The 20,360-nt window shown below is 46.8% G+C and carries 12 protein-coding genes; 5 read left to right on the top strand and 7 right to left on the bottom strand.

Going from position 1 to position 20,360, the window contains the following annotated elements:
- Positions 1–223: 223 nt before the first annotated feature.
- The 3 genes from rpoD to trxB all read right to left on the bottom strand — a co-directional run bounded on the left by rpoD (position 224) and on the right by trxB (position 5,626).
- A complete protein-coding gene (gene rpoD, locus QUA07_RS19555) occupies positions 224–1,390 on the bottom strand; it encodes an RNA polymerase sigma factor RpoD (protein ID WP_333328093.1) in 1,167 nt (388 codons plus the stop codon).
- A gap of 1,851 nt (positions 1,391–3,241) precedes the next feature.
- The gene (locus QUA07_RS19560) at positions 3,242–4,126 is read right to left on the bottom strand and encodes an ABC transporter permease (protein ID WP_006632901.1); all 885 of its coding nucleotides are present in this window, start codon (positions 4,124–4,126) and stop codon (positions 3,242–3,244) included.
- Between the two features lie 129 nt (positions 4,127–4,255).
- Positions 4,256–5,626 (bottom strand): thioredoxin-disulfide reductase, encoded by a 1,371-nt coding sequence (gene trxB / locus QUA07_RS19565; RefSeq protein WP_333328096.1) that lies wholly within the window; start codon positions 5,624–5,626, stop codon positions 4,256–4,258.
- 584 nt (positions 5,627–6,210) lie between these two features.
- Here trxB and QUA07_RS19570 point away from each other — a divergent pair.
- A complete protein-coding gene (locus QUA07_RS19570; protein WP_333328099.1) occupies positions 6,211–7,227 on the top strand; it encodes a methyltransferase domain-containing protein in 1,017 nt (338 codons plus the stop codon).
- Positions 7,228–7,607: 380 nt separating this feature from the next.
- Positions 7,608–7,847 (top strand): helix-turn-helix transcriptional regulator, encoded by a 240-nt coding sequence (locus QUA07_RS19575; protein ID WP_333328101.1) that lies wholly within the window; start codon positions 7,608–7,610, stop codon positions 7,845–7,847.
- Between the two features lie 52 nt (positions 7,848–7,899).
- Here QUA07_RS19575 and QUA07_RS19580 read toward each other — a convergent pair whose 3' ends face one another.
- Both QUA07_RS19580 and QUA07_RS19585 read right to left on the bottom strand, forming a co-directional pair.
- Positions 7,900–9,009: a diguanylate cyclase domain-containing protein gene (locus QUA07_RS19580; protein WP_333328104.1), complete on the bottom strand. Its 1,110-nt coding sequence runs from the start codon at positions 9,007–9,009 to the stop codon at positions 7,900–7,902.
- A gap of 413 nt (positions 9,010–9,422) precedes the next feature.
- Positions 9,423–9,917: a DUF427 domain-containing protein gene (locus QUA07_RS19585; protein ID WP_333328107.1), complete on the bottom strand. Its 495-nt coding sequence runs from the start codon at positions 9,915–9,917 to the stop codon at positions 9,423–9,425.
- A gap of 113 nt (positions 9,918–10,030) precedes the next feature.
- Here QUA07_RS19585 and QUA07_RS19590 point away from each other — a divergent pair, with 113 nt between their 5' ends.
- Both QUA07_RS19590 and QUA07_RS19595 read left to right on the top strand, forming a co-directional pair.
- On the top strand, positions 10,031–11,311 hold the full coding sequence (locus QUA07_RS19590) for a GH25 family lysozyme (RefSeq protein WP_333328110.1): 1,281 nt from the start codon (positions 10,031–10,033) through the stop codon (positions 11,309–11,311).
- 535 nt (positions 11,312–11,846) lie between these two features.
- Positions 11,847–13,805, top strand: a complete 1,959-nt coding sequence (locus QUA07_RS19595) for a cation:proton antiporter domain-containing protein (protein WP_333328113.1) — start codon at positions 11,847–11,849, stop codon at positions 13,803–13,805.
- Positions 13,806–13,853: 48 nt separating this feature from the next.
- On the opposite strand, the gene QUA07_RS19600 is transcribed toward QUA07_RS19595, so the two are convergent.
- Positions 13,854–17,993, bottom strand: coding sequence for a tetratricopeptide repeat protein (locus QUA07_RS19600; protein WP_333328117.1), 4,140 nt, complete (start codon positions 17,991–17,993; stop codon positions 13,854–13,856).
- A gap of 12 nt (positions 17,994–18,005) precedes the next feature.
- Here QUA07_RS19600 and QUA07_RS19605 point away from each other — a divergent pair, with 12 nt between their 5' ends.
- Positions 18,006–18,143, top strand: a complete 138-nt coding sequence (locus QUA07_RS19605) for a hypothetical protein (RefSeq protein WP_333328120.1) — start codon at positions 18,006–18,008, stop codon at positions 18,141–18,143.
- Positions 18,144–18,311: 168 nt separating this feature from the next.
- Here the strand turns inward: QUA07_RS19605 and QUA07_RS19610 are convergent, their stop codons facing one another.
- Positions 18,312–20,030 carry a S8 family serine peptidase gene (locus QUA07_RS19610; RefSeq protein WP_333328123.1) on the bottom strand — a complete coding sequence of 573 codons (1,719 nt, stop codon included), beginning with the start codon at positions 20,028–20,030 and terminating at the stop codon, positions 18,312–18,314.
- Between the last annotated feature and the right edge of the window lie 330 nt (positions 20,031–20,360).

Raw genomic sequence — 20,360 nt, forward strand, 5'->3', positions numbered from 1 at the left:
AGTTAAACGGAAAAACTTTTTGACTCCAACTTTTCACAACTGATAAAAAAATTCCACACACATCTGCGGAATGTGGGTTGACAGCACGATTTGGGCCACAAATAGCCAATTGCTCCCTGCTGTTAGCCGCACAAAATTTAACAGCTATAGCTGAAACCGGGGCGGGGGGTCTCCCACCCAAAAGACTGCGAATCACTCTTTTGGGTGATGCTAGCAAATTACTCTAGCGGATATATTCTTTTAAGATGCTGTTCCGGTTGGGATGGCGCAACTTCCGCAGGGCTTTAGCCTCGATTTGGCGAATCCGCTCACGAGTGACGTTAAAGATTTGACCAATTTCCTCCAAGGTCTTCATCCGTCCGTCATCTAAGCCGTAACGCAGCCGCAGTACATCTCGTTCTCGGGGGCTGAGAGTATCCAAAACGCTTTCCAAGTCTTCCCTAAGCAAGTTTTTCGAGACTTGATCTTCTGGTGTTTCCCCGTCAGATTCAATAAAATCTCCCAGACGTGAGTCTTCCTCTTTGCCGATCGGAGTTTCTAAAGAGATAGGCAACTGTGCGGACTTAGCGATGAACCGCAACTTCTCGATCGTCATCTCCATGCGGGTAGCAATTTCTTCTTCCGTAGGCTTGCGACCCATTTCCTGAGACAGGAGTTTAGTAGTTTTCTTGATCCGCGAAATGGTTTCATAAAGGTGAACCGGCAGGCGGATAGTGCGCGATTGGTCGGCGATTGCCCGGGTGATGGCTTGACGTATCCACCAAGTTGCGTAGGTAGAAAACTTGTAACCTTTTTCGTGATCGAATTTTTCAGCAGCCCGGATCAGACCCAAAGAGCCTTCCTGAATCAAATCTTGGAAAGACAAACCGCGATTCATGTATTTTTTGGCGATCGACACCACCAAACGCAGGTTTGATTGCACCATTTTTTCCTTGGCCCGACGACCGACGTGGAGTCGGTGACGGAATGCAGGAAGTGCCATATCTACAGCATTCGCCCATTCGCTGTCTTTGGGTTCGCGGTTATACTCTTCGAGCAGTTGTTCTCGAACTCGCTCTAATTCCAGCAAATCTGCAATCTTGCGTGCTAGTTCAATCTCTTCGTCAGCTCGCAGCAGTCGAATCCGACCGATTTCTTGCAGGTAAAGACGAATAGAGTCTTCAGTATAATGCTTTTTCTTTGCCTGAGCCCGACGGCGGGCTTTGGCGCCTTTGCCAGATTTAGTGTCGTCCTCAGATTGAGAGTCTAAGAATTCTTCTCGATCGTCTTCTTCGTCGATAAAGAGTTCTAACTCGCTCTCAGGTAGAACGCTTTCGGCGCCCCGAAGCAACTCGATTGTTTCCATTTCCGGTGTAATTGTGGTTGCGAGTACGGTGTTAGCTGGGATCATGCCGTCTTCCTCATGCTCCTGAATTAAAGAATAAATAACAGTGGAATAGTGTCTGTTTGTAGTTTAGACAAGTTAGCCAGGATTGACATTCCCGCAGGAAGAAATAGTGGGATTTTTGGTCTGCTAGCTGAATTTGTTACCGAAACTGCACCTGTTTTATGAGTCACTGTTCGAGTTCTGGTTTGAAGCAGTCAGCGCATTCAATTGATCGCAGATTTTAACATCGCGACCTTAAATTGAGCTAGCGGCTTTTTCTTTCGGAGCGAGTTACCACATCATCTGCAATACCTTGCCCCCAGAAGCAAACCATGAAGTGCGATCGATCACACTTCCAAAAATACTGGCTTTTTTACTCGGTACTTCGAGCTTTTACCCGTACAAGTTTTCCCGCACGGAACCCTCTAACTTTTGTATTGGAGGTGTCGAACTTTTGATTCGCCTTGCTTTCACTCTGGTTGTCAGACATGACAGTTGCACGGCAAGTTTTCGCCACCTTGGATGCCGGTCTGCTGCCTCAAATGCAACAGCAGAGGGTTGAAGCACCAAACGGGGAGAATCGGATCTTGCAAAGACCTTCCCGATTGTAGCCTTTCTCACAAAAAATGGAAGTTGTTTTCCATTGTTGGTCAAGAACTAGGAAAACTCTGTCAGCTTAGCTTGACAATACTAACTCATGTCCGGCTCTGCTAAATCCTGAGAACGGCCCGCAAAAACTTTGGCACGATCAAACGGCCCTGTTTTCTGCGTATATCTGGGTGAACGGCTGCGGCGTAGTTGGCCAGACAGTTAGCAGACAATTTTTGAGTTGCCCAAATTGGAACCAATACAATCCGTGTAGATACACCCATCATTACCCTGTTTCCCTGAATTGAATCATACGCAATCTGCGATTGAATAAAGCTCGTAGCTTTAGTTTTAAGTCGGTAACTCTGGATTAGAGACCGACTCTGACCCCCAATGAAGCGTTGCGGGTTGAGTAATGCAACAGGGGCTTTCATTGTTAAGTTAGCTCAAATCTCAGAAATTGGGTTTAATTTTCACGTTAAATCACATTAAGTTCTTAACGTCACATTCTTATTTAAGCAGTTCGACACGAGTTTGTCGCGTCCATGGCAAAAACCACCAGGATAAATTCTACTGAGAGTTAACCCGCCGCGCAACTCTGGGCTGCGGACTTCTCTAAAATTTTTGGCTTTCGGTTCGCACTTGCGCGATCGCAGGGTCTCACAAACAATACAATTCGACATCTCCCGGAAGTATAACTTCACGATTCCTTTAAATACATTGTGACAGTGTGAAGATTCAATAAACTCCTTCCATCAATTGTAGGTAGGATTCCCGAATTGTCTTGATAATTTCAAGCAGACGGAAAAAAAGCCACAGCCGACGTTGCTGCAACTGCCTGCCGATGATAACTCCGCCAGGGAAGAAAAATTTATCCAGTTAGCGATGTGCTTGCTATGGTTAGAGAAGGCCTAAACTTCAGGATACTTAAAGCAATGGAACGGTAGGACGTTGGTGCGATGCTCAAAATTTTGTTATTATTTACAGCGTGTCCTCCGAAAGCACAGAGTCTCGCTTTATCCTCTACTCTGGTTTAAATTATGTGGCTTGACCGTTAGGGGATGAAGCTATCAAGAAAAATTTCCGCTCCCTGTCTATATTGACAACCCAACGAAGGTTTACTAGAAAGAATTAACCTTATTGAGAGAAAGATTTAGTAATTAATTAATCGGGCTGATCTTACCATCTCTTTATAGCGTGTGTTTGTAGTCAGGACTTCAGTTTTTGTTATATTGCTGAATAACCACTAAAGTCCTGACTGCGAACTTAATTTAACCCCAAGACAGATTACTGCTGATTCCGCAGGCGGGGGTTAACAAACTCGTTTAATCCTTCCCCCACCAAAGACAGTCCCACCACCATTAAAGTCATCGCCAAACCGGGAAACAAAGCCGTCCACCAAATGCCAGTAGGTAGCGCATCTAAAGCTAAACGCAAGTCGTGTCCCCATTCGGGAGTTGCTTCGGGAAGTCCTAATCCGAGAAATCCCAAACCTCCTAATGTTAAAATCGCATCGGCAGCGTTGAGCGCAAACAGCACAGGTACGCTCTGAATCACATTTAGAAACAGGTAGCGCGAAAGCACTGTCCAAGTGTCAGCACCCATTGCTCGCGCAGCTTCGACAAATAATTCGGTTTTGACGCTGACGGTGTGATTCCTGACGACGCGGTAGTATTGAGGGATGTAGGAAATGCTCAGGGCGATCGCAGCATTCAAAACTCCTTTTCCCACTACAAACGCTAGCGTCAAAGAAAGCAGCAGCCCCGGCAAAGTATAAATTGTATCCATTAAAAATAACAACACTCGATCGAGCTTACCGCCCAAATAACCGCTAACCAAACCCAGCGGCACACCGATAAACAAACTCAAAGATGTGGCTAAAATCACCACTTGCCAAGCCGCCCGAGAAGCAAACAGCGTGCGGGAAAACACATCGTAGCCGCTGCGGCTAGTACCAAACCAATAATTCGCCGACGGCGGTTCGTGGATGGGGTTAATCAAAGCCTCCGTAGGATTTTGCAGCCATCCCCAAGCTTGCATAGCTGGAGACAAGGTGGCTACCAATATAAACACGGCAGTGATTGTCAAACCTGCCCACATCATTTTCATTGACAGGCTTGACGGTGAGGCACTGTTGAGAAATCGCGGCAGTCGGAGGCGGCTTTGAGCCATAATTGATAATTCGTGCGTCAGATTTGTTTTCATCAGCATATCAATATTTACCGAAAACCATAGGAAGACTTTTTAACCGGAGATGAACGCAGATATCAGCGGTTAAAAAGTCTTCGCTAATTTGCCTTCCTACAAATTACTGGCAATTAACTCGCGGTACTGGCTTTTTGGCTTAACTCCTTTGAGTTCAGCTACCAAATCTTTGTCTTTGAAATACTGAATCGTCGGCGTACCAATCACGCCAGCATTTTCAGCAATTTCTGGATCTTCTTCGATGTCAATTTCCACGTAGTGGATTTTGCCCTCGAACTCATCTACTACTTTGTTCAAAATCGGCTTGAGGCTGTGGCAAGGCCCACAACTCGGAGAGGCATATTTGACCACAATGAGTCGATCGCTATCGTGGAACAACTTCCGCAAAGCATAACCTCCTTCGTGGCGCGTGTCTTGGATATCAAAGTTCGCGCTGGTTTTGCGTACTTTTTGAGCTTCCGGCGCTGCGGCGGGTTGCTCGGATTCCTCGGTTTGGTGGAATTCCTGAGCTAAACCATTGGACGACAGCCACCTTTCTGCCAACATCGCCCCCATACAACCGCTACCGGCGGCGGTGATGGCTTGGCGAAACTCGTGGTCTTGCACGTCGCCGACGGCGTAAACTCCCTCGACGCTGGTTTCTACCGAACCGTGTTTGGTAACGACATAACCTACTTCGTCGAGTTCTAACTGACCTTGGAACAGTTGAGTGTTGGGAGTGTGACCGATCGCATAAAACAATCCTTTCACCAGCAAATCGCTCTCGGCACCTGTCACGATATTTCTAAGTCTCACCCCGTCCATTTTGCCGCCCGCTTCGCCCAAGATATCCAGTGCTTCGGTGTTCCAGTGCACGGTAATTTTGGGATTGCTCAGCACTCTGTCTTGCATGGCTTTGCTGGCGCGCATTTGATCGCGCCGCACCAGCATATGTACGTGAGAGCCGTATTTTGTCAAATAAATAGATTCTTCCGCTGCGGTATCGCCCGCGCCGATTACAGCTAAATCTACTCCTTTAAAAATTGGGGTAGCGCCGTCGCAAATGGCACAGGCAGAAATGCCGTGACTCCAAAATACGTGTTCGCTAGGCAGCCCCAGCCTTTTCGCCGTCGCGCCTGTAGCTATTACTATCGTGTGGGTTTTGATTTCTCTGTCTTCCGATCGCACTGTAAACGGACGCTGGCTCAAATCCACCGAAATTACATCTTCTGTGTATAACTCCGCACCCCAGCGCGCTGCTTGAGCTTTCATCCGATCCATGAGTTCCGGCCCGGTGATGCCTTCGGGAAAGCCGGGGAAGTTTTCTACTTCTGTGGTGGTCATCAGTTGACCGCCGGGGACACCTCCGGCTTGGTAGCCTTCAAATACTACGGGTTTCAGGTTTGCCCTCCCGGCGTAGATGGCTGCTGTGTAGCCTGCGGGTCCGGAGCCGATAATTACTAGGTTTTCTACGGTTTCGTTGGTCATAGCTATTTACTTAAACTCATAACGACTTCGTTTTACTAATTCTAGCAGAGTTCGATCGAGTTTGGTGGGATGCCATTGGGCGATCGAGCATCTCTATCTATTTTTGAGGGTCGATCGGTCTTCGGGGCAATTCCAACTACTTTAATAAGCAAAAACAATCTAAAAGTCGATTTAGTTTTAAATGTTCGATCTATTTTGACTGCGGAAATCTTAAGAAAATCTAAAGATGAGCAAAATTATTGACTTCATTCTCAATTATTTTACCTATTTACTTGCTTTGAGGCTTGTGGTACGATTTTCAAAATCCAGGGGCATTATGACTAATTTTACTTTTTGAGGCTGTAAGCTTTTAAAATCGTAAAATTAACGAACTCACAGATGTAATAAGTACAATTGTTTATGCAAAATCCGCATTTTATGGTTTAAGAATTGTAACGGAGATTTGGGTGTATTTGACAAAATACATGATTTGTGGTATGCAAGGTGCCAGCGGGGAGAAATTAGAAGGAAATTTTTAACCGCTTTGGAAGCACAGGCGGGACGCCCGTGCCACGATAAACATAGAATTTTGTAATTGTGTCTGAATGGATAAAATCAAGATATTGTTTGTGTGCAGTCAGAATAAGTGGAGAAGTTTGACTGCGGAGAAAATATGCCAGAAGGTTAGTGGCTACAGTGTGCGATCGGCGGGAACGGAAAAAGGTGCAAGAATTAGAGTCACTGAGGGTCTTGTCGGTTGGGCGGATGTGATATTTGTGATGGAGAAGAAGCATGGCGATCGACTCCGCAGCAAATTTCCTGAAAGTCTCGAAGGCAAGAAAGTTATTTGCCTGCAAATCCCGGACAATTACGAATATATGGAACCGGAGTTAGTCGAGCTTTTGCAGGCGAAACTGAACCCCTATATGGAAATGCCCGATAACGAGATAAATTTTATGCAGCGAGTTTTGGAACCGGAAGTGATGGATTCCTTGGAAGAGGCGATCGAATACGATTCGATGGATTTTGCTGAGGTTAATGCTGCTTTTGCTCAGAGTGCTGCGGCGTTGGGGCCGGTTTTTGGAAACGTTTTGGATGCGGGGACGGGTACGGCGAGAATTCCGATCGCACTTTGTCAACTCCGGCCAGCATGGAAATTGACTTGCATTGATTTGTCGGCAAATATGCTAAAAGTCGGGGCACAAAATGTGGAAAAGGCAGGCGTGCGATCGCAAATTAGTCTCGAATTAATTGATGCTAAGACCATGCCTTACCCTGACAATTATTTTGACATGGTGATTTCTAACAGCATTATCCACCATTTGCCCGATCCGCTGCCGTTTTTGCGCGAAGTCAAGCGGGTGTTGAAGCCGCAGGGAGCAATTTTTTTGCGGGATTTGCTGCGGCCGGAAAAAGCGGAAATCAGGGATAATTTAGTCAATCTGTATGCGGGAGATTGCAACGCGCATCAGAAACAGTTATTCAGCGATTCGTTGCAAGCAGCATTTACGCTGGATGAAGTTGAGGAGATGATCCAAAATGCCGGGTTGGATGGGTTGAGGATTTATGAATCTTCAGACAGACACTGGACGGCAGAACGTGCTTGGTGCGAGTCTTTGTAGACTGGGGACGATCGCCCGATAATATTTCAAATGAGAATAGGAGCGATCGCGCCTTTCGAGCTATGCGCCTTACCGTTGGGCGATCTGTTTGTTGTTTAATTACTGTTGGCGGGTCGGAAAAATTAGTATGATTGAACCGCGAAGACGCAAAAAACGCGAAGGAAGAGTCAGGAAGAATCAGAAGTAGATAATCTTCTCCGAGGAAGGAAGTAAGGAATGAGAATTAAATAACTTCCACAAGTTTGTGGGATGGGCGTCCCGCCCGTCCAAAAAAGACGGGCGGGACGCCCATCCCACAATAACAATTAAAATTGTAAGTGATTTAATTCGCGATCCTAAGATGCTTAAGCATCTTATAGAAAAAATGTGCGATCGAAGTTATGCCGAAAAAGCCCGTTCCGCGACCAGAAGATGAAGAGTCGCATTTGAAGAAGCTCAGGGAAGAACTGGACATGAGTCAGGAAGATTTGGCGCGAGAGCTTGGCGTTTCGTCGCAAACAATCAGCCGTTGGGAGTTGGGGAAGAACGTACCCACGTTCACCGTCAAGCAGATGAAAGCTTTGGAGAAATTACTGGCTAGCATTGGCAGGTCGATCGGCGATTTGCCAGACAATCTGTGATCGAAACCATTAAACAAGCCCACGGATAAATCCGTGGATAACTTTTTCCAATCTAAAATCTAAAATCTAAAATCACTCGATCGCGACCTCGGTCTTTAGCTTGATAAAGCGAACGGTCTGCCGCTGCAAGCAGATTTTCCTGAGAAGTTTCGGGATGAGGAAACGTGCTTGCTACCCCCAAACTCAGCGTCACGAAAGAACACACCGCTGAATTAAGGTGTTCGATTTCTAGTTCTTTTACCCAAACTCGAATTTGCTCTGCAATCCAAACAGCTATTTCAGACGAAGTGCGGGGTAAAATTACCGCAAATTCTTCACCGCCGTAACGAGCCACCAGAGTCTCCCCGGAAACGGCGCCTGCGGAGTAATGTACAGCCTCAACAATAGTTTTGGCTACCTGCTGCAAGCAAGCATCTCCCGCCTGATGTCCGTAAGTATCGTTGTATCTCTTAAAAAAGTCAACATCGCATAAAATCAAAGATATTTCTGCAGCAGCTTCTCCCAATTCTTGCCATTTTTTCTCTAAGTATTCGTTAAAACAGTGGCGGTTAGCAATCTGAGTTAAGCCATCTAAGTTGGCAAGGCGATACAGTTCGGAATTAGCTGCTTTTAATTGAGAATTAGCTGCTTCTAGCTCGGATTGCGTAAGGGATAAATTGTAATAAAGTTCGCTCATAGACCAAGTAGCTTGTTGGTGAATTTGGGATAAAGCTACCCAGAGTTGGTGCACGTCTAAAAGTCGGTAAACTTGAGGTTCTAACTGCACAACAATCGGTTCGTAAAGTAGTTCCGGCGGTCGCTGCACGGAGCGCTGAGCTGCCATGACAATTAAGGCTACTCCTGGTAAAATCAAAATATCGGTTTGAGCTATTTGATACAAGGCTATAATCGGTCTGCAAGCAAATATATCTACTCCGTAAGGGCGGCTCATGCGTTCCATAAATCGCCGACGCGATATCATCCCTAAAAATTCCCCATTTACGTTTAAGATAACTCCCGGAAGCAGCGGGTTAGATTGAAACCACCGAGCTACTTCTTTGGCGAGATATGAGGAGTCAACCTGAAAATTGAAGAGAGCCAGATCCTTAAGAGTAGACTCTAAAGATAAATTTTTGGGTGAGTTTTCTGGCGAGTTGGACGGCTCAATAAATTCAACAGACACAGCGCAGATCCGAATAAATAAATAATAAAGAAGCAACAAAGCTAGTGTCAGATATTAACTTATACTAACATTTATTTATGAACAGTCACTGTATTCTTGACTACACTGTTTCTTTCAAGGGATAAGCTGCGGCGTTAGCTTATGCCTTGCCTGCATTGCATTACATTGATTTATCCTCACTCAATTAGAAAGCTATTGAATTATTATTCATTTTTTTTACGGTTGGCTTTTTGCGTCGTCAGAAGAAGATTTCAGAGCCAATCCTTAACTCATTCGCGGCGCTCACAAACTCAATAAACATGGTTTTTTTATTTAAACCGAGTCGAAGCTGTAATGAGGTTTTGCGTAAAAAAAAACGTGGTTTCTGTCGCTGTTCTCAACTCAAAACTCAAAACTCAAAACTCAACCTTCCCTCACCACCCCCACGTTCCTGACCCTCCCTTAAACGGGCCGACAATATCTTTGGTAATCCAGCCACCGTAAAAATCCCCTGGTTGAGATTGCACTAATTCCCCGTCCACATAACAGGCATCCATCTTGCTCGGATAAAAAGCCACATAATCTTTAATACCTGCAAAAACCTGATTAGGATTGGGATAAAACCAAGCAGCATTTACTACTTCTTTCGACTCTACCGTCACAGTGTAATAACCGGCTTGTCCCTTCCACTCGCACCAAGAACCCCGTAAAGTTTTGTGCAAATATTCCATTTTGATGTCATCGGGGCAGATATAGTAGGCAGGAGGGTGGCTTGTCTCCAATACCCGCTGAGGACGGCGCGTGTCGGCGATCGTCACTCCATTAAAAATTATCTGTACGTGTTTGGTCGATTCCTCAAGCCGAGGGGGACGTGGGTAATCCCAAACAGACTCTTGACCAGGGCCGGGCTCTATTCGATCGAAGTTCATTCGCACAATCTCCACTGCAAAAAAAACACTTAGCGACTTAGCATTACAATTTAATGTACCCTTAATCGAGTCGCTGCTTCAGAGCAAACCAGCTTTTCTCAACTCTTGGTAATATGAGTATTCGCGGTATAGATGTTTCCGACTACCAGCCCAATGTCAATTGGCCAGCCGTTGCGCGGGATGGTATTACCTTCAGTTTTGTCAAATCGACCGAAGGTGCAACGTTCGTTGCCCAAACTTTCGCTCGCAATTGGGCGGCGATGAAAGCGGCGGGGATTCAACGCGGTGCTTACCACTTTTTTCAACCTGCAAGCAGCATTCAAGGACAAATAGATTTGTTCTTGAAAACTGTAAAACTCGAACCGGGGGATTTGCCGCCAGTCTTGGATATGGAAACTACAGGGGGTTTGAGTGCGACTCAATTGTGCGATCGAGCCGCAATTTGGTTAGAAGCAGTCGAAAAAGCCACCTTGATGCGGCCGATTATCTACACTTACCCCGGTTTCTGGGACAACCTGGGGACAACACGGTTTGCCGATTACCCACTGTGGATTGCTCACTATACCAGTGCTGAGGAACCTTGGGTGCCCGGTGGCTGGAAAACTTGGACTTTTTGGCAATACAGCGACAGTGGCAGCGTGTCAGGCGTATCGGGCAATGTAGACACCAATATTTTTGAAAGCGTCCGAGAAGGCGCCGTAAGTTATAAAGTTGCAGACATCCAGAAGGAATTAAGAATTAAAGGTTTCTATCAAGGCGCGATGGACGGCAAATTTGGAGCTACCACCACAGCGGCGCTCATCTCGTTTCAGAAATTTCAAGGTCTCAATCCAGACGGTATTGCCAGCCTCAAAACCTGGGCCGCTTTGATGCGAAAATCTCCCAAAGTAATTGTTCCCCCTCCAGCCCCGACACCCACTCCGCAGCCGACTCCCACTCCGACTCCCCCTCCCATATCAGACGTGCGGCTGACTCAGGTATTCTCGTCTTATCAAGCTAAGGCTAGCCAAGATACTGCCTTAATTTGGCTGCAAAGTCAAGTTTCTACCTCTGTTTTAGGGGAATTTGCTCAAAAATGGCGGGCAACTACCTTACCTCAAGACAGTAATTTGCGATTGATAGATGTGGGCAAATTTTATCGCGGTTTAGCACAACAAGACCAAGCTTTAGATTGGCTGCAAAAACAACTTTCTCCGGCTATTATTAACGAGTTTGCACAAAAATGGCGATCTCAATCTATTGTCACTAATTCTCCGATTCGGCTGATAGATGCGTGCAAATTTTATCGGGCCGCACCCCAGCAAAACCAGGCTTTAGATTGGCTGGAGGGGCGAGTTTCACCGGCAATTCTATCGGAGTTTTTTAGCAGGTGGCAGAATGCCAGTCGATTATAAATTTTAGATGGGAGATTTTAGATGGGAGATTGACTCCACAGATAAATTTGGGGGTTTGATCGCTCTGTAATTGGAAAGCCGACAACTCTTGCTATTTGAGATTTGAGATTTGAGATTGACAAGCGAATTTCAAAAGTGGTACCCGCCACGTGATTTATCCGTGGAATCAATCCCAAATCGAAAATCTAAAATCCTCAAGCCTCCGAATTTATCCGTGGGGTCAATCCAAAATCTAAAATCTAAAATCGAATGACTCCCCATCAAAACTCGTCAAATCCTCTCCCTCTGTGCCCGCATCCCCGTCCAACTCTCTAACATAACAGACAATCTCTCGCTTAGCTACAGCTTACTCCCATCTTTGACGCCAAGAGAATTATCTGATAAAGTTATAGCGACTATCAAGTTTTTTTAATCTTATTGGGAAAAATCCAGGGACGTGCCGAGTTGGTAAGCTGCGCCGAAAATAGCGCCTGCACTCCAATTACCCGCGATCGAACATTTAAAACTAAGCGGGCAGCCTGTAACAATTATATCTATGGAAATCTCCTTTAACATCACCCTGTTGATGGTCATGACCGTCATCTGTGGCATCAGCGCTCAAGTTCTCGCCGCTTATTTGAAAGTTCCGGCGATCGTCTTTTTGCTGTTGTTTGGCATTTTAGCCGGCCCAGACTGCTTCGGAGTGCTGCACCCCAATCTGCTGGGCAGCGGTTTGGAAGTTATGGTATCCCTTTGCGTAGCTTTAATTCTGTTTGAAGGCGGCTTGAATTTGGAATTGCGAGATTTGGGAAAACTTTCCGGCAGCATCCGCAATTTAGTTACCGTAGGCACTTTAATTACCCTAATTGGCGGCGGAATGGCCGCACACTGGTTGGGGGAATTTCCCTGGCCGATCGCATTTTTGTATGCTTCTCTAGTAGTCGTCACCGGCCCGACAGTAATCGGCCCTTTGCTCAAACAAGTATCCGTTGACAAAAAAGTTGCCGCCTTGCTAGAAGCCGAAGGCGTTTTAATCGATCCAGTCGGAGCAATTCTGGCAGTATTGGTGCTGAATATTATTTTGAACGGCAATGCTGATTTGCTGGTTTTGTTCCGAGATTTAATCGTGCGACTATTAGTTGGCGCAGTCATCGGAGTTGCGGGAGGTTGGCTGCTGGGATTCATTCTCAAGCGATCGCAATTTCTCTCCGAAGACCTCAAAAACTTAGTAGTTTTAGCCGGTTTGTGGGGATTCTTCGGCTTAGCAGAAGAAATCCGCAGCGAATCGGGACTGATGGCAACAGTCCTATCCGGCATCGTCCTCAGAGCCGCTGCTGTGCCGGAAGAAAGGCTGCTGAGGAGGTTTAAAGGTCAACTGACAGTCCTTGCTATTTCCATGCTGTTCGTGCTGCTGGCGGCCGATTTATCCCTCGCTAGTGTGGTCGCCCTCGGTTGGGGAAGTTTGTTTACAGTTTTAGCTTTAATGTGGGTAGTGCGGCCGATCAACGTTTGGCTTTGTACTTGGAATAGCGGACTGAATTGGCGGCAGAAATTATTTGTTTGTTGGGTAGCGCCGAGGGGAATTGTCTCAGCGTCGATCGCATCTTTATTTGCAATTTTGCTCACCCAGCGGGGAATCAACGGTGGCGACTCGATTAAAGCCTTAGTTTTCCTAACAATTATTATGACAGTTTTCGTCCAGGGACTAACGGCCGGCCGGATCGCTCAACTGTTGGGCATCACCTCAAAATCGGCAACTGGTGCAGCAATTGTCGGATCAAATCCTTTGAGCAGATTAATTGCTCGCTTGTTTCAAGAACGCGGAGAATCTGTGGCAATTATCGACACAAATCCCGAAGCTTGCGAACAAGCCGAACGAGAGGGTTTGCGGGTGTTTTTGAGCAGTGCTCTAGACCACAGCGTGTTAGAAGAAGCCGGACTGGAATCGATGGGAACTTTTTTGGCAATGACTAACAATGGCGAGGTAAACTTAGTGTTAGCTCAGCGAGCAGCCGAAGAGTTTGCACCGCCGAGGGTTTTGGCAATATTCCCCAAAGAGCCGCAAGCAAATATGCCTGCAAATCCGACTAAAATCAATCAAGCTTTTGTCTCGGATTTGTCGCTGAAGGATTGGAACGAATATTTGAGCGACGGCGAAGTGAAATTGGGGGAAACTGAGTTAAAAACAGAGGGATTGCAGTTTCAGATTGCTCACTTACAAGCTTTGGTTAAAGCCGGGGAGTTGGTGCCACTGCTGCTGGAAAGGCAAGGATACTTGCAAGTAGTGTCGGCGACCCAGATTTGGCAAGCAGGCGATCGAATTATTTATTTGCTGTACGATCCGACACCGAAATTGTTGAAAAGATTGTCGGGTTCATCTCAGTCTCGCTTGACTTTGGAAAAGCATCAGGTAGTTGAAGAAGTGCCGATTCCTTCTCCGGTTTTAGAGGAGGTTTTGGAGTCAGCGGAAATAGCAAAGGATGCTAAAGTTTTGCAGCCGCCAGTTTCCCGATAGGGGCAGTATCCTCGATCGTACTCTGTAATCTGGTTGTGGCGATCGTCCTTACTCGGCCTCCCCAATCAGAGTAAATGCCGCCCAATTTCGCGGCTGGGGGTGAGTTTTCATCGTGGTTAACATTGCTTGCCGCAATGCCTGTGCTTTGTCGGGATTATTTTGCAAGTTTTGATAAAATGCCTGCATCAATTCCGATGTCGGCGCATCGGGAACCGCCCATAAAGAAACAATCACGCTGGGCACTCCTGCCGAAATCAAAGCGCGTGACAAGCCAATTACTCCATCCCCGGTAATTCTGCCTTCTCCAGTGTTACAAGCACTCAAAACGACTAAATTTGCTTGCAGTTTCATATCGAAAATCTCTTCTGCAGTCAATAAGCCGTCATCGCTACCAGAAGGAGCCAGGGCGATCGCACTTCCCAATCCGCGCACATCATCCAGCAATCCATGGGTTGCTAAGTGAATAATCGATGCTTGGGGCATTTGTTGAACGATCGCAGCTTTTGTCCCTTGTGTGCCTGTGATGGCTTGGGTTTTGAGCAGAGGGGCGATCGCTCTAGCTTCGGCTTCAGCCCCTGGTAGAGGAGACAATTGCTGTTTCGGTACTCCGGGAGAGAGAGACACGCTTGGCATGGTGGGATTGCCCAATACTAGAGCGTTACTGCTGTTGGCTGGCTTCTGTACCAACTTCTGTCGTTGTTGTCGAGTCAAATCCAATACTTGAATCGAGGGGGCGGTGAGAATCGTGTGTTTTTCGATTAAGTAAGTGCCACTGGCATCTTGCAGGGCGGGGAAAGGTACTTGGAACAGGGAAGCTTGGGGAATAAAAACGACATGGGCATTGGGGTCTTTTGGCAAAAGCGTTTCAATTGGGTCAATCAGCAGTTGATGCAGCGTCGGTAAGTTGGGTTGGGGTTGGGTGGAGCCAAGACTGCTGCGACTGCGGACGGCGAGGAATTCTTGATTGCCAATAATTAAGCTGGCTAGAGAGGCGTTGTGTTTTTGCCACAGGGGTTTGAGGTCTACTTGGCGAAACGCGATTTCGCCCGTCGGTTGAATCACCCAGATGTAGAGCGCGGATTCTCGCCCTACTTGTTTGCCCTCAATCTGAAAGTCGTCGTAGATGATCGAATACTGCACCAAAGTGGCATTCTGTCCTTTGGCGATTTGTCGGATTTGATCCTGGTTGGGAGCAGAGGCGATGACCGGATTGGCATCACCAGTTGATAAGCGCTCTGTCAGGAGATCGACAAAGGCACGAGCGCGTCCCCGTTCCGCAATTTCTAAAGCGGCGATCGGGTTATTTTGAGCCACCCGGACTCGTTGTAAAGTCCGATAGGTGCGAGCTTGTCTTTCAAAGATGGATACTTTATGCGCGTCGTTGGAGCCGAGCATTTGACGCATCGATTCCCAAACTTGAATGGCATTGACGAGCATTTTTTCAGATTCTGTTGGGTTGCCAGCTTTTAAGAACGCTTCTGCGAGCTTGTTGAGTGCCACACCTTCATCTTGGCGGTTGTTAATTTCGCGGAAGATGGTTAAACTCTGCTGTGCATACTCAATGGCTTTAGCATAGTTGCCCAGAGACAGGTAAGCACCTCCCAAATTCCCCAGTGCATTCCCTTCCCCAAGGCGGTCTTTAATTTCGCGGAAGATGGCTAAACTCTGCTGTGTGTACTCAAGGGTTTTGGTATAGTTGCCCAGAGACTGGTAAACACTTCCCAAATTCGCCAGTGCCCCACCTTCCTGTTTGCGGTCCTTAATTTCGCGGAAGATGGTTAAACTCTGCTGTGCATACTCAATGGCTTTAGCATCGTTGCCTAGCAAGCGGTAAACGATTCCCAAATTCCCCAATGCATTCCCTTCCCCTTCGCGGTTTTTAAGTTCGCGGGCGATGGCTAAACTCTGCTCTGTATACTCAATGACTTTGGCATAGTTGCCCAGAGACCGGTAAGGGTTTCCCAAATTCCCCAGTGCATTCCCTTCCCCTTCGCGGTCTTTAATTTCGCGGGCGATGGCTAAACTGAGCTCTGTATACTCAATGGCTTTGGCATAGTTGCCCAGAGAGTTGTAAGCGACTCCCAAATTCCCCAGTGCATTCCCTTCCCCTTCGCGGTCTTTAATTTCGCGGGCGATGACTAAATATTGCTGTGCATACTCAATGGCTTGAGCATAGTTGCCCAGAGAGTTGTAAGCGACTCCCAAACTCCCCAGTGCTGAACCTTCCCCTTTGCGGTCTTTAATTTCGCGGGCGATGACTAAATATTGCTGTAAATACTCAATTTCTTGAGCATAGTTGCCTAGAGACCGGTAAGCGACTCCCAAATTCCCCAGTGCGGCCTTTTCCCCTTCGCGGTTTTTAATTTCGCGGGCAATCGCTAAACTCTGCTGTGCATACTCAATGGCTTTAGTATGGTTGCCCAGAGAGTCGTAAGCGACTCCCAAATTCACCAGTGTACCCCCTTCCCCTTTGCGGTCCTGAATTTCGCGGGCGATGGCTAAACTGAGCTGTAAATACTCTATGGCTTTGGCATAGTTGCCTAGATCCCCGTAAGCGATTCCCAAACTGTTCAGTGCTGAACCTTCCTCTTGGCGGTTCTTAATTTCCCGGGCTATGGCTAACCTCTGCTGTAAATACTCTATGGCTTTAGTATGGTTGCCCAGAGAGTCGTAAGCACCTCCCAAAGTCCCCAGTGCATTCCCTTCCCCTTCGCGGTGTTTAATTTCGCGGGCAATGGCTAAACTGAGCTGTGCATACTCAATGGCTTTAGTATGATTGCCCAGAGAGTTGTAAGCGTTTCCCAAATTCGCCAGTGCTGAACCTTCCCCTTGGCGGTTCTTAAGTTCGCGGGCGATCCCTAAATATTGCTGTAAATACTCTATGGCTTTAGTATGGTTGCCCAGAGAGTCGTAAGCACCTCCCAAAGTCCCCAGTGCATTCCCTTCCCCTTCGCGATCCTTAATTTCGCGGGCGATGACTAAATATTGCTGTAAATACTCTATGGCTTTAATATGGTTGCCCAGAGAGTTGTAAGCGTTTCCCAAATTCGCCAGTGCTGAACCTTCCCCTTTGCGGTTCTGAATTTCGCGGGTGATGGCTAACCTCTGCTGTGCATACTCAATGGCTTGAGCATAGTTGCCCAGAGACAGGTAAGCGACTCCCAAAATGTCCAGTGCCCAACTCTCCCCAAAGCGGTGTTTAGTTTCGCGGGCGATGGCTAAGCTCTGCTGTGCATACTCAATGGCTTTAGTATGATTGCCCAGAGAGTTGTAAGCGACTCCCAAAATGCTCACTGCTGCCTCTTCCCCTTTTCGGTTTTTAATTTCGCGGGCGATGACTAAATATTGCTGTGCATATTCAATGGCTTTAGTATGGTTGCCCAGAGAGTTGTAAGCGAATCCCAAAATGCCCAGTGCTGCCTCTTCCCCTTTTCGGTTTTTAATTTCGCGGGCGATGACTAAATATTGCTGTAAATACTCTATGACTTTAGTAAGGTTGCCCAGAGAGCCGTAAATCTTGCCCAATTTGTCCAGTGCTGCACCCTCCATTCGGCGGTTTTTAATTTCGCGGGCGATGGCTAACCTCTGCTGTGCATACTCAATTGCTTTAGTATGGTTGCCCAGAGACTGGTAAGCGTCTCCCAAAAGGCCCAGTGCTGCACCTTCACTGAGGCGGTCTTTAAGTTCGCGGGCGATGGCTAACCTCTGCTGTGCATACTCAATTGCTTTAGTATGGTTGCCCAGAGACTGGTAAGCGAGTCCCAAAATGCCCAGTGCTGCCTCTTCCCATTCGCGGTTTTTAGTTTCGCGGGCGATGACTAAATATTGCTGTGCATACTCAATGGCTTTGGCGTTGTTGCCTAGAGCGGCGTAAATGGCTCCCAAATTGTTCAGTGCCCGACCCTCCTTAAGGCGGTTTTTGAGAGCACGATAAATTTCCAGTGCCTGTTGCCAGGAATTCAGCGCTGCTGGGAATTGCCTAGTCTGAAACTGTTGAATCCCCTGCTGAAACAGCCGATCGCCCTCTGCTTCACGAGCATCCGTAGTTTGAGCGATCGCTGGGAAGAGAGAGTCAGGAGTAGTTAATAGGGGGATAGTGGCAAGCACGAACAGGGAAATGGAAGCTAGGAAAACATGAGTGACCCTAGAGTGGGTTGATTTGAGTCGCTTAAATGGGGAATACAGCATAGGATTCTAGAGTTGGAATTTAGAGAATTAGCCCGATCGCTCTTTCTGCCGTCGTCGTGCGATCGCCTCACTCTGCCACCGGCGATCGACCTTCATAGAAGCTTACTCTGTCTCCCCAATCTCGCCGCAGGGATGGGGACTCTAATCTGAATTAGACGACTATTTTAGCGATCGCCCGATCGGTTTGAATCAAACCATTTCCCACTGGCGTAGTCAAGTCCAAAATCAAAACCTGGCGTGTTTAGATCGTCCATATCCAGAGCCGTCTGCTCTAATGCTCGATTAATATCCGCAGGACTTAAGTCGGGATTTGCAATGCTATCCTATCAACCCATTCCGATTAGAAGTTGTCGTCAAAATGTGCTCAACTTGAGCTGGAGTCAAAGTCGGATTAGCATTCAAAACTAAAGCCGCTACACCCGCTACTTGTGGCGTTGCCATAGATGTGCCAGTTAGGGTGTCATAGGTGCTATAGGGAGTTGTAGAATAGATGTCTACTCCCGGAGCAACTAAGTAATCTAAAGGTGTGGAACCCGCACGGTTCGAGGTGTCAGCCATCCTGCCGTTTATATCAATGCTGCCCACTGCAATTCCCAAGCGATCGGCATTACGAGCTGGGTAATCAGGTTGGCTAAAACCCGAATTTCCCGCTGCTATCACCACAACAGAGCCTTTGTTATTTGCATACTCAATTGCGTCATTCACCAGGTTGGAAGGGTAAAACTCATTTCCCAAACTGAGGTTAATTACATTTGCTCCATTATCAGCAGCATACCGGATTCCAGCAGCAACATTATTCAACTCGCCGTAACCAAAGGCGTCTAACACTCTGACAGGCATAATCTTAGCATTGGGCGCAACTCCTGTGATGCCAAAATCATTTCGTTCCGCCGCGATCGCACCTGCTATGTGAGTCCCGTGACCGTCGAAATCCAGATCCATTGGGTTGTTGTCGCTAGCCACAAAATCCCAACCCCGAATATCATCAATATATCCGTTGCGATCGTCATCGATGCCGTTTCCAGCAATTTCACCAGCGTTCCGCCAAATATTGTCATCCAAGTCAGGATGGGTGTAGTCAACACCACTATCCACGACAGCTACAACAATGCCATTTCCGGTAATGTTTTGATTCCAAACTTCCGGTGCGTTTATGACATCTAGCGCCCAATTATTCTCGCCCAAATCGGGAAGATCAGGGAAAGTAATTGAGCGGTTTAAGGTGTTGGAAACTGCTGCATTTGCATTCACCAAGCCGTAGCCGTAATTACTATTAAAAGTGCCGCTAGATGTGGGAATATTTAGTTCAGGAATAGAGGTGGCAGAAAGATTCAGGTTGTAATTGGTAGAGTTGTTTAAGAAGCTAGAGACTTGCACATAGTATGTTCCTGGAGCCAGATTGGGTACATTAATGACATCGGGGGCGATGCCACTCTCAAGAGAGTAGTCAATAGTTTCCCCAAAATCAACTACACCGTTGCGGTTTCTATCTTGAATTAGCTTTACGTCAGCATCTGCTCTCAAACCGTCTAGACGCAGGCTAAAATTGCTCTTAGTGTTGATATCGAATCGATAGAAATGGTTGGAAGCTCCAACTCCGACAAAATCAGTTAAGTTGATGCTACCATTTTCAACACCAACAATATTACGAGCTATCGAAAGAGAGTTACCTGGATCGGCGAAATTCAACTGGGAAGCAGATATCGTTCCTGTTAGCGGATCTGCGTTTATATTCGCCGATTGTGACTGCAGTTTGAGTTGAGAATCGGCGACATCGCCAGTAACTCGCTCGCTCGCAGAGTAACTGAAGCCAGCGCCTGCATTAGCTACAATAAAATCTGCTATCTGTTTCTGTGAGTCGAAGCTGGATGCTGTAGGATGAGTCAAGCTAGATTCAGCATTATAACCAGGAATATTCAATGGCTGGATCGCTCCATTGAGCAAGTCGCTGTTAGCCGGAAATGTGGATTGGGCGAGCTCGTTTGACTGTTGATTGAAATAAAGGCGATCGTTAGGATTAGTTGTGATGTCTAACATAATTTAAAACCTCAGATATTTAGATTCATTCTTGATTTAAATCTTACGTAGCACAGATCGAAAAATCATCCGTTCTACCCACAGACTTGATCAAGTACGGGGTGCAAAAGAGATTGCGGGAAAGTGCAATGTAGGTGAATATGTAGAGTAGATGGTTCACTTCCATCAGTGTTAAGATTATTGAGACGCGATCGCGAACAAAGATTCATTCCACAGTCCGCCAGGGAATTAATTCCCTGTCTCATAGCACAAGTCCTCTAAAAGAGGACTGAAGAATATAACTCAATAGTCCTCTTTCAGATATAAATGTCGCTTTTAGGCACTGAAGTT

The organism is Microcoleus sp. T3_A4 (genome assembly GCF_036700465.1).
GTDB lineage: Bacteria > Cyanobacteriota > Cyanobacteriia > Cyanobacteriales > Microcoleaceae > Microcoleus.

Coding starts and splice junctions, on each gene's coding strand:
- rpoD (WP_333328093.1), bottom strand. CDS start 1,390: ATGATCCCAGCTAACACCGTACTCGCAACCACAATTACACCGGAAATG.
- QUA07_RS19560 (WP_006632901.1), bottom strand. CDS start 4,126: ATGGCTCAAAGCCGCCTCCGACTGCCGCGATTTCTCAACAGTGCCTCA.
- trxB (WP_333328096.1), bottom strand. CDS start 5,626: ATGACCAACGAAACCGTAGAAAACCTAGTAATTATCGGCTCCGGACCC.
- QUA07_RS19570 (WP_333328099.1), top strand. CDS start 6,211: ATGGATAAAATCAAGATATTGTTTGTGTGCAGTCAGAATAAGTGGAGA.
- QUA07_RS19575 (WP_333328101.1), top strand. CDS start 7,608: ATGCCGAAAAAGCCCGTTCCGCGACCAGAAGATGAAGAGTCGCATTTG.
- QUA07_RS19585 (WP_333328107.1), bottom strand. CDS start 9,917: ATGAACTTCGATCGAATAGAGCCCGGCCCTGGTCAAGAGTCTGTTTGG.
- QUA07_RS19590 (WP_333328110.1), top strand. CDS start 10,031: ATGAGTATTCGCGGTATAGATGTTTCCGACTACCAGCCCAATGTCAAT.
- QUA07_RS19595 (WP_333328113.1), top strand. CDS start 11,847: ATGGAAATCTCCTTTAACATCACCCTGTTGATGGTCATGACCGTCATC.
- QUA07_RS19600 (WP_333328117.1), bottom strand. CDS start 17,993: ATGCTGTATTCCCCATTTAAGCGACTCAAATCAACCCACTCTAGGGTC.
- QUA07_RS19610 (WP_333328123.1), bottom strand. CDS start 20,030: ATGTTAGACATCACAACTAATCCTAACGATCGCCTTTATTTCAATCAA.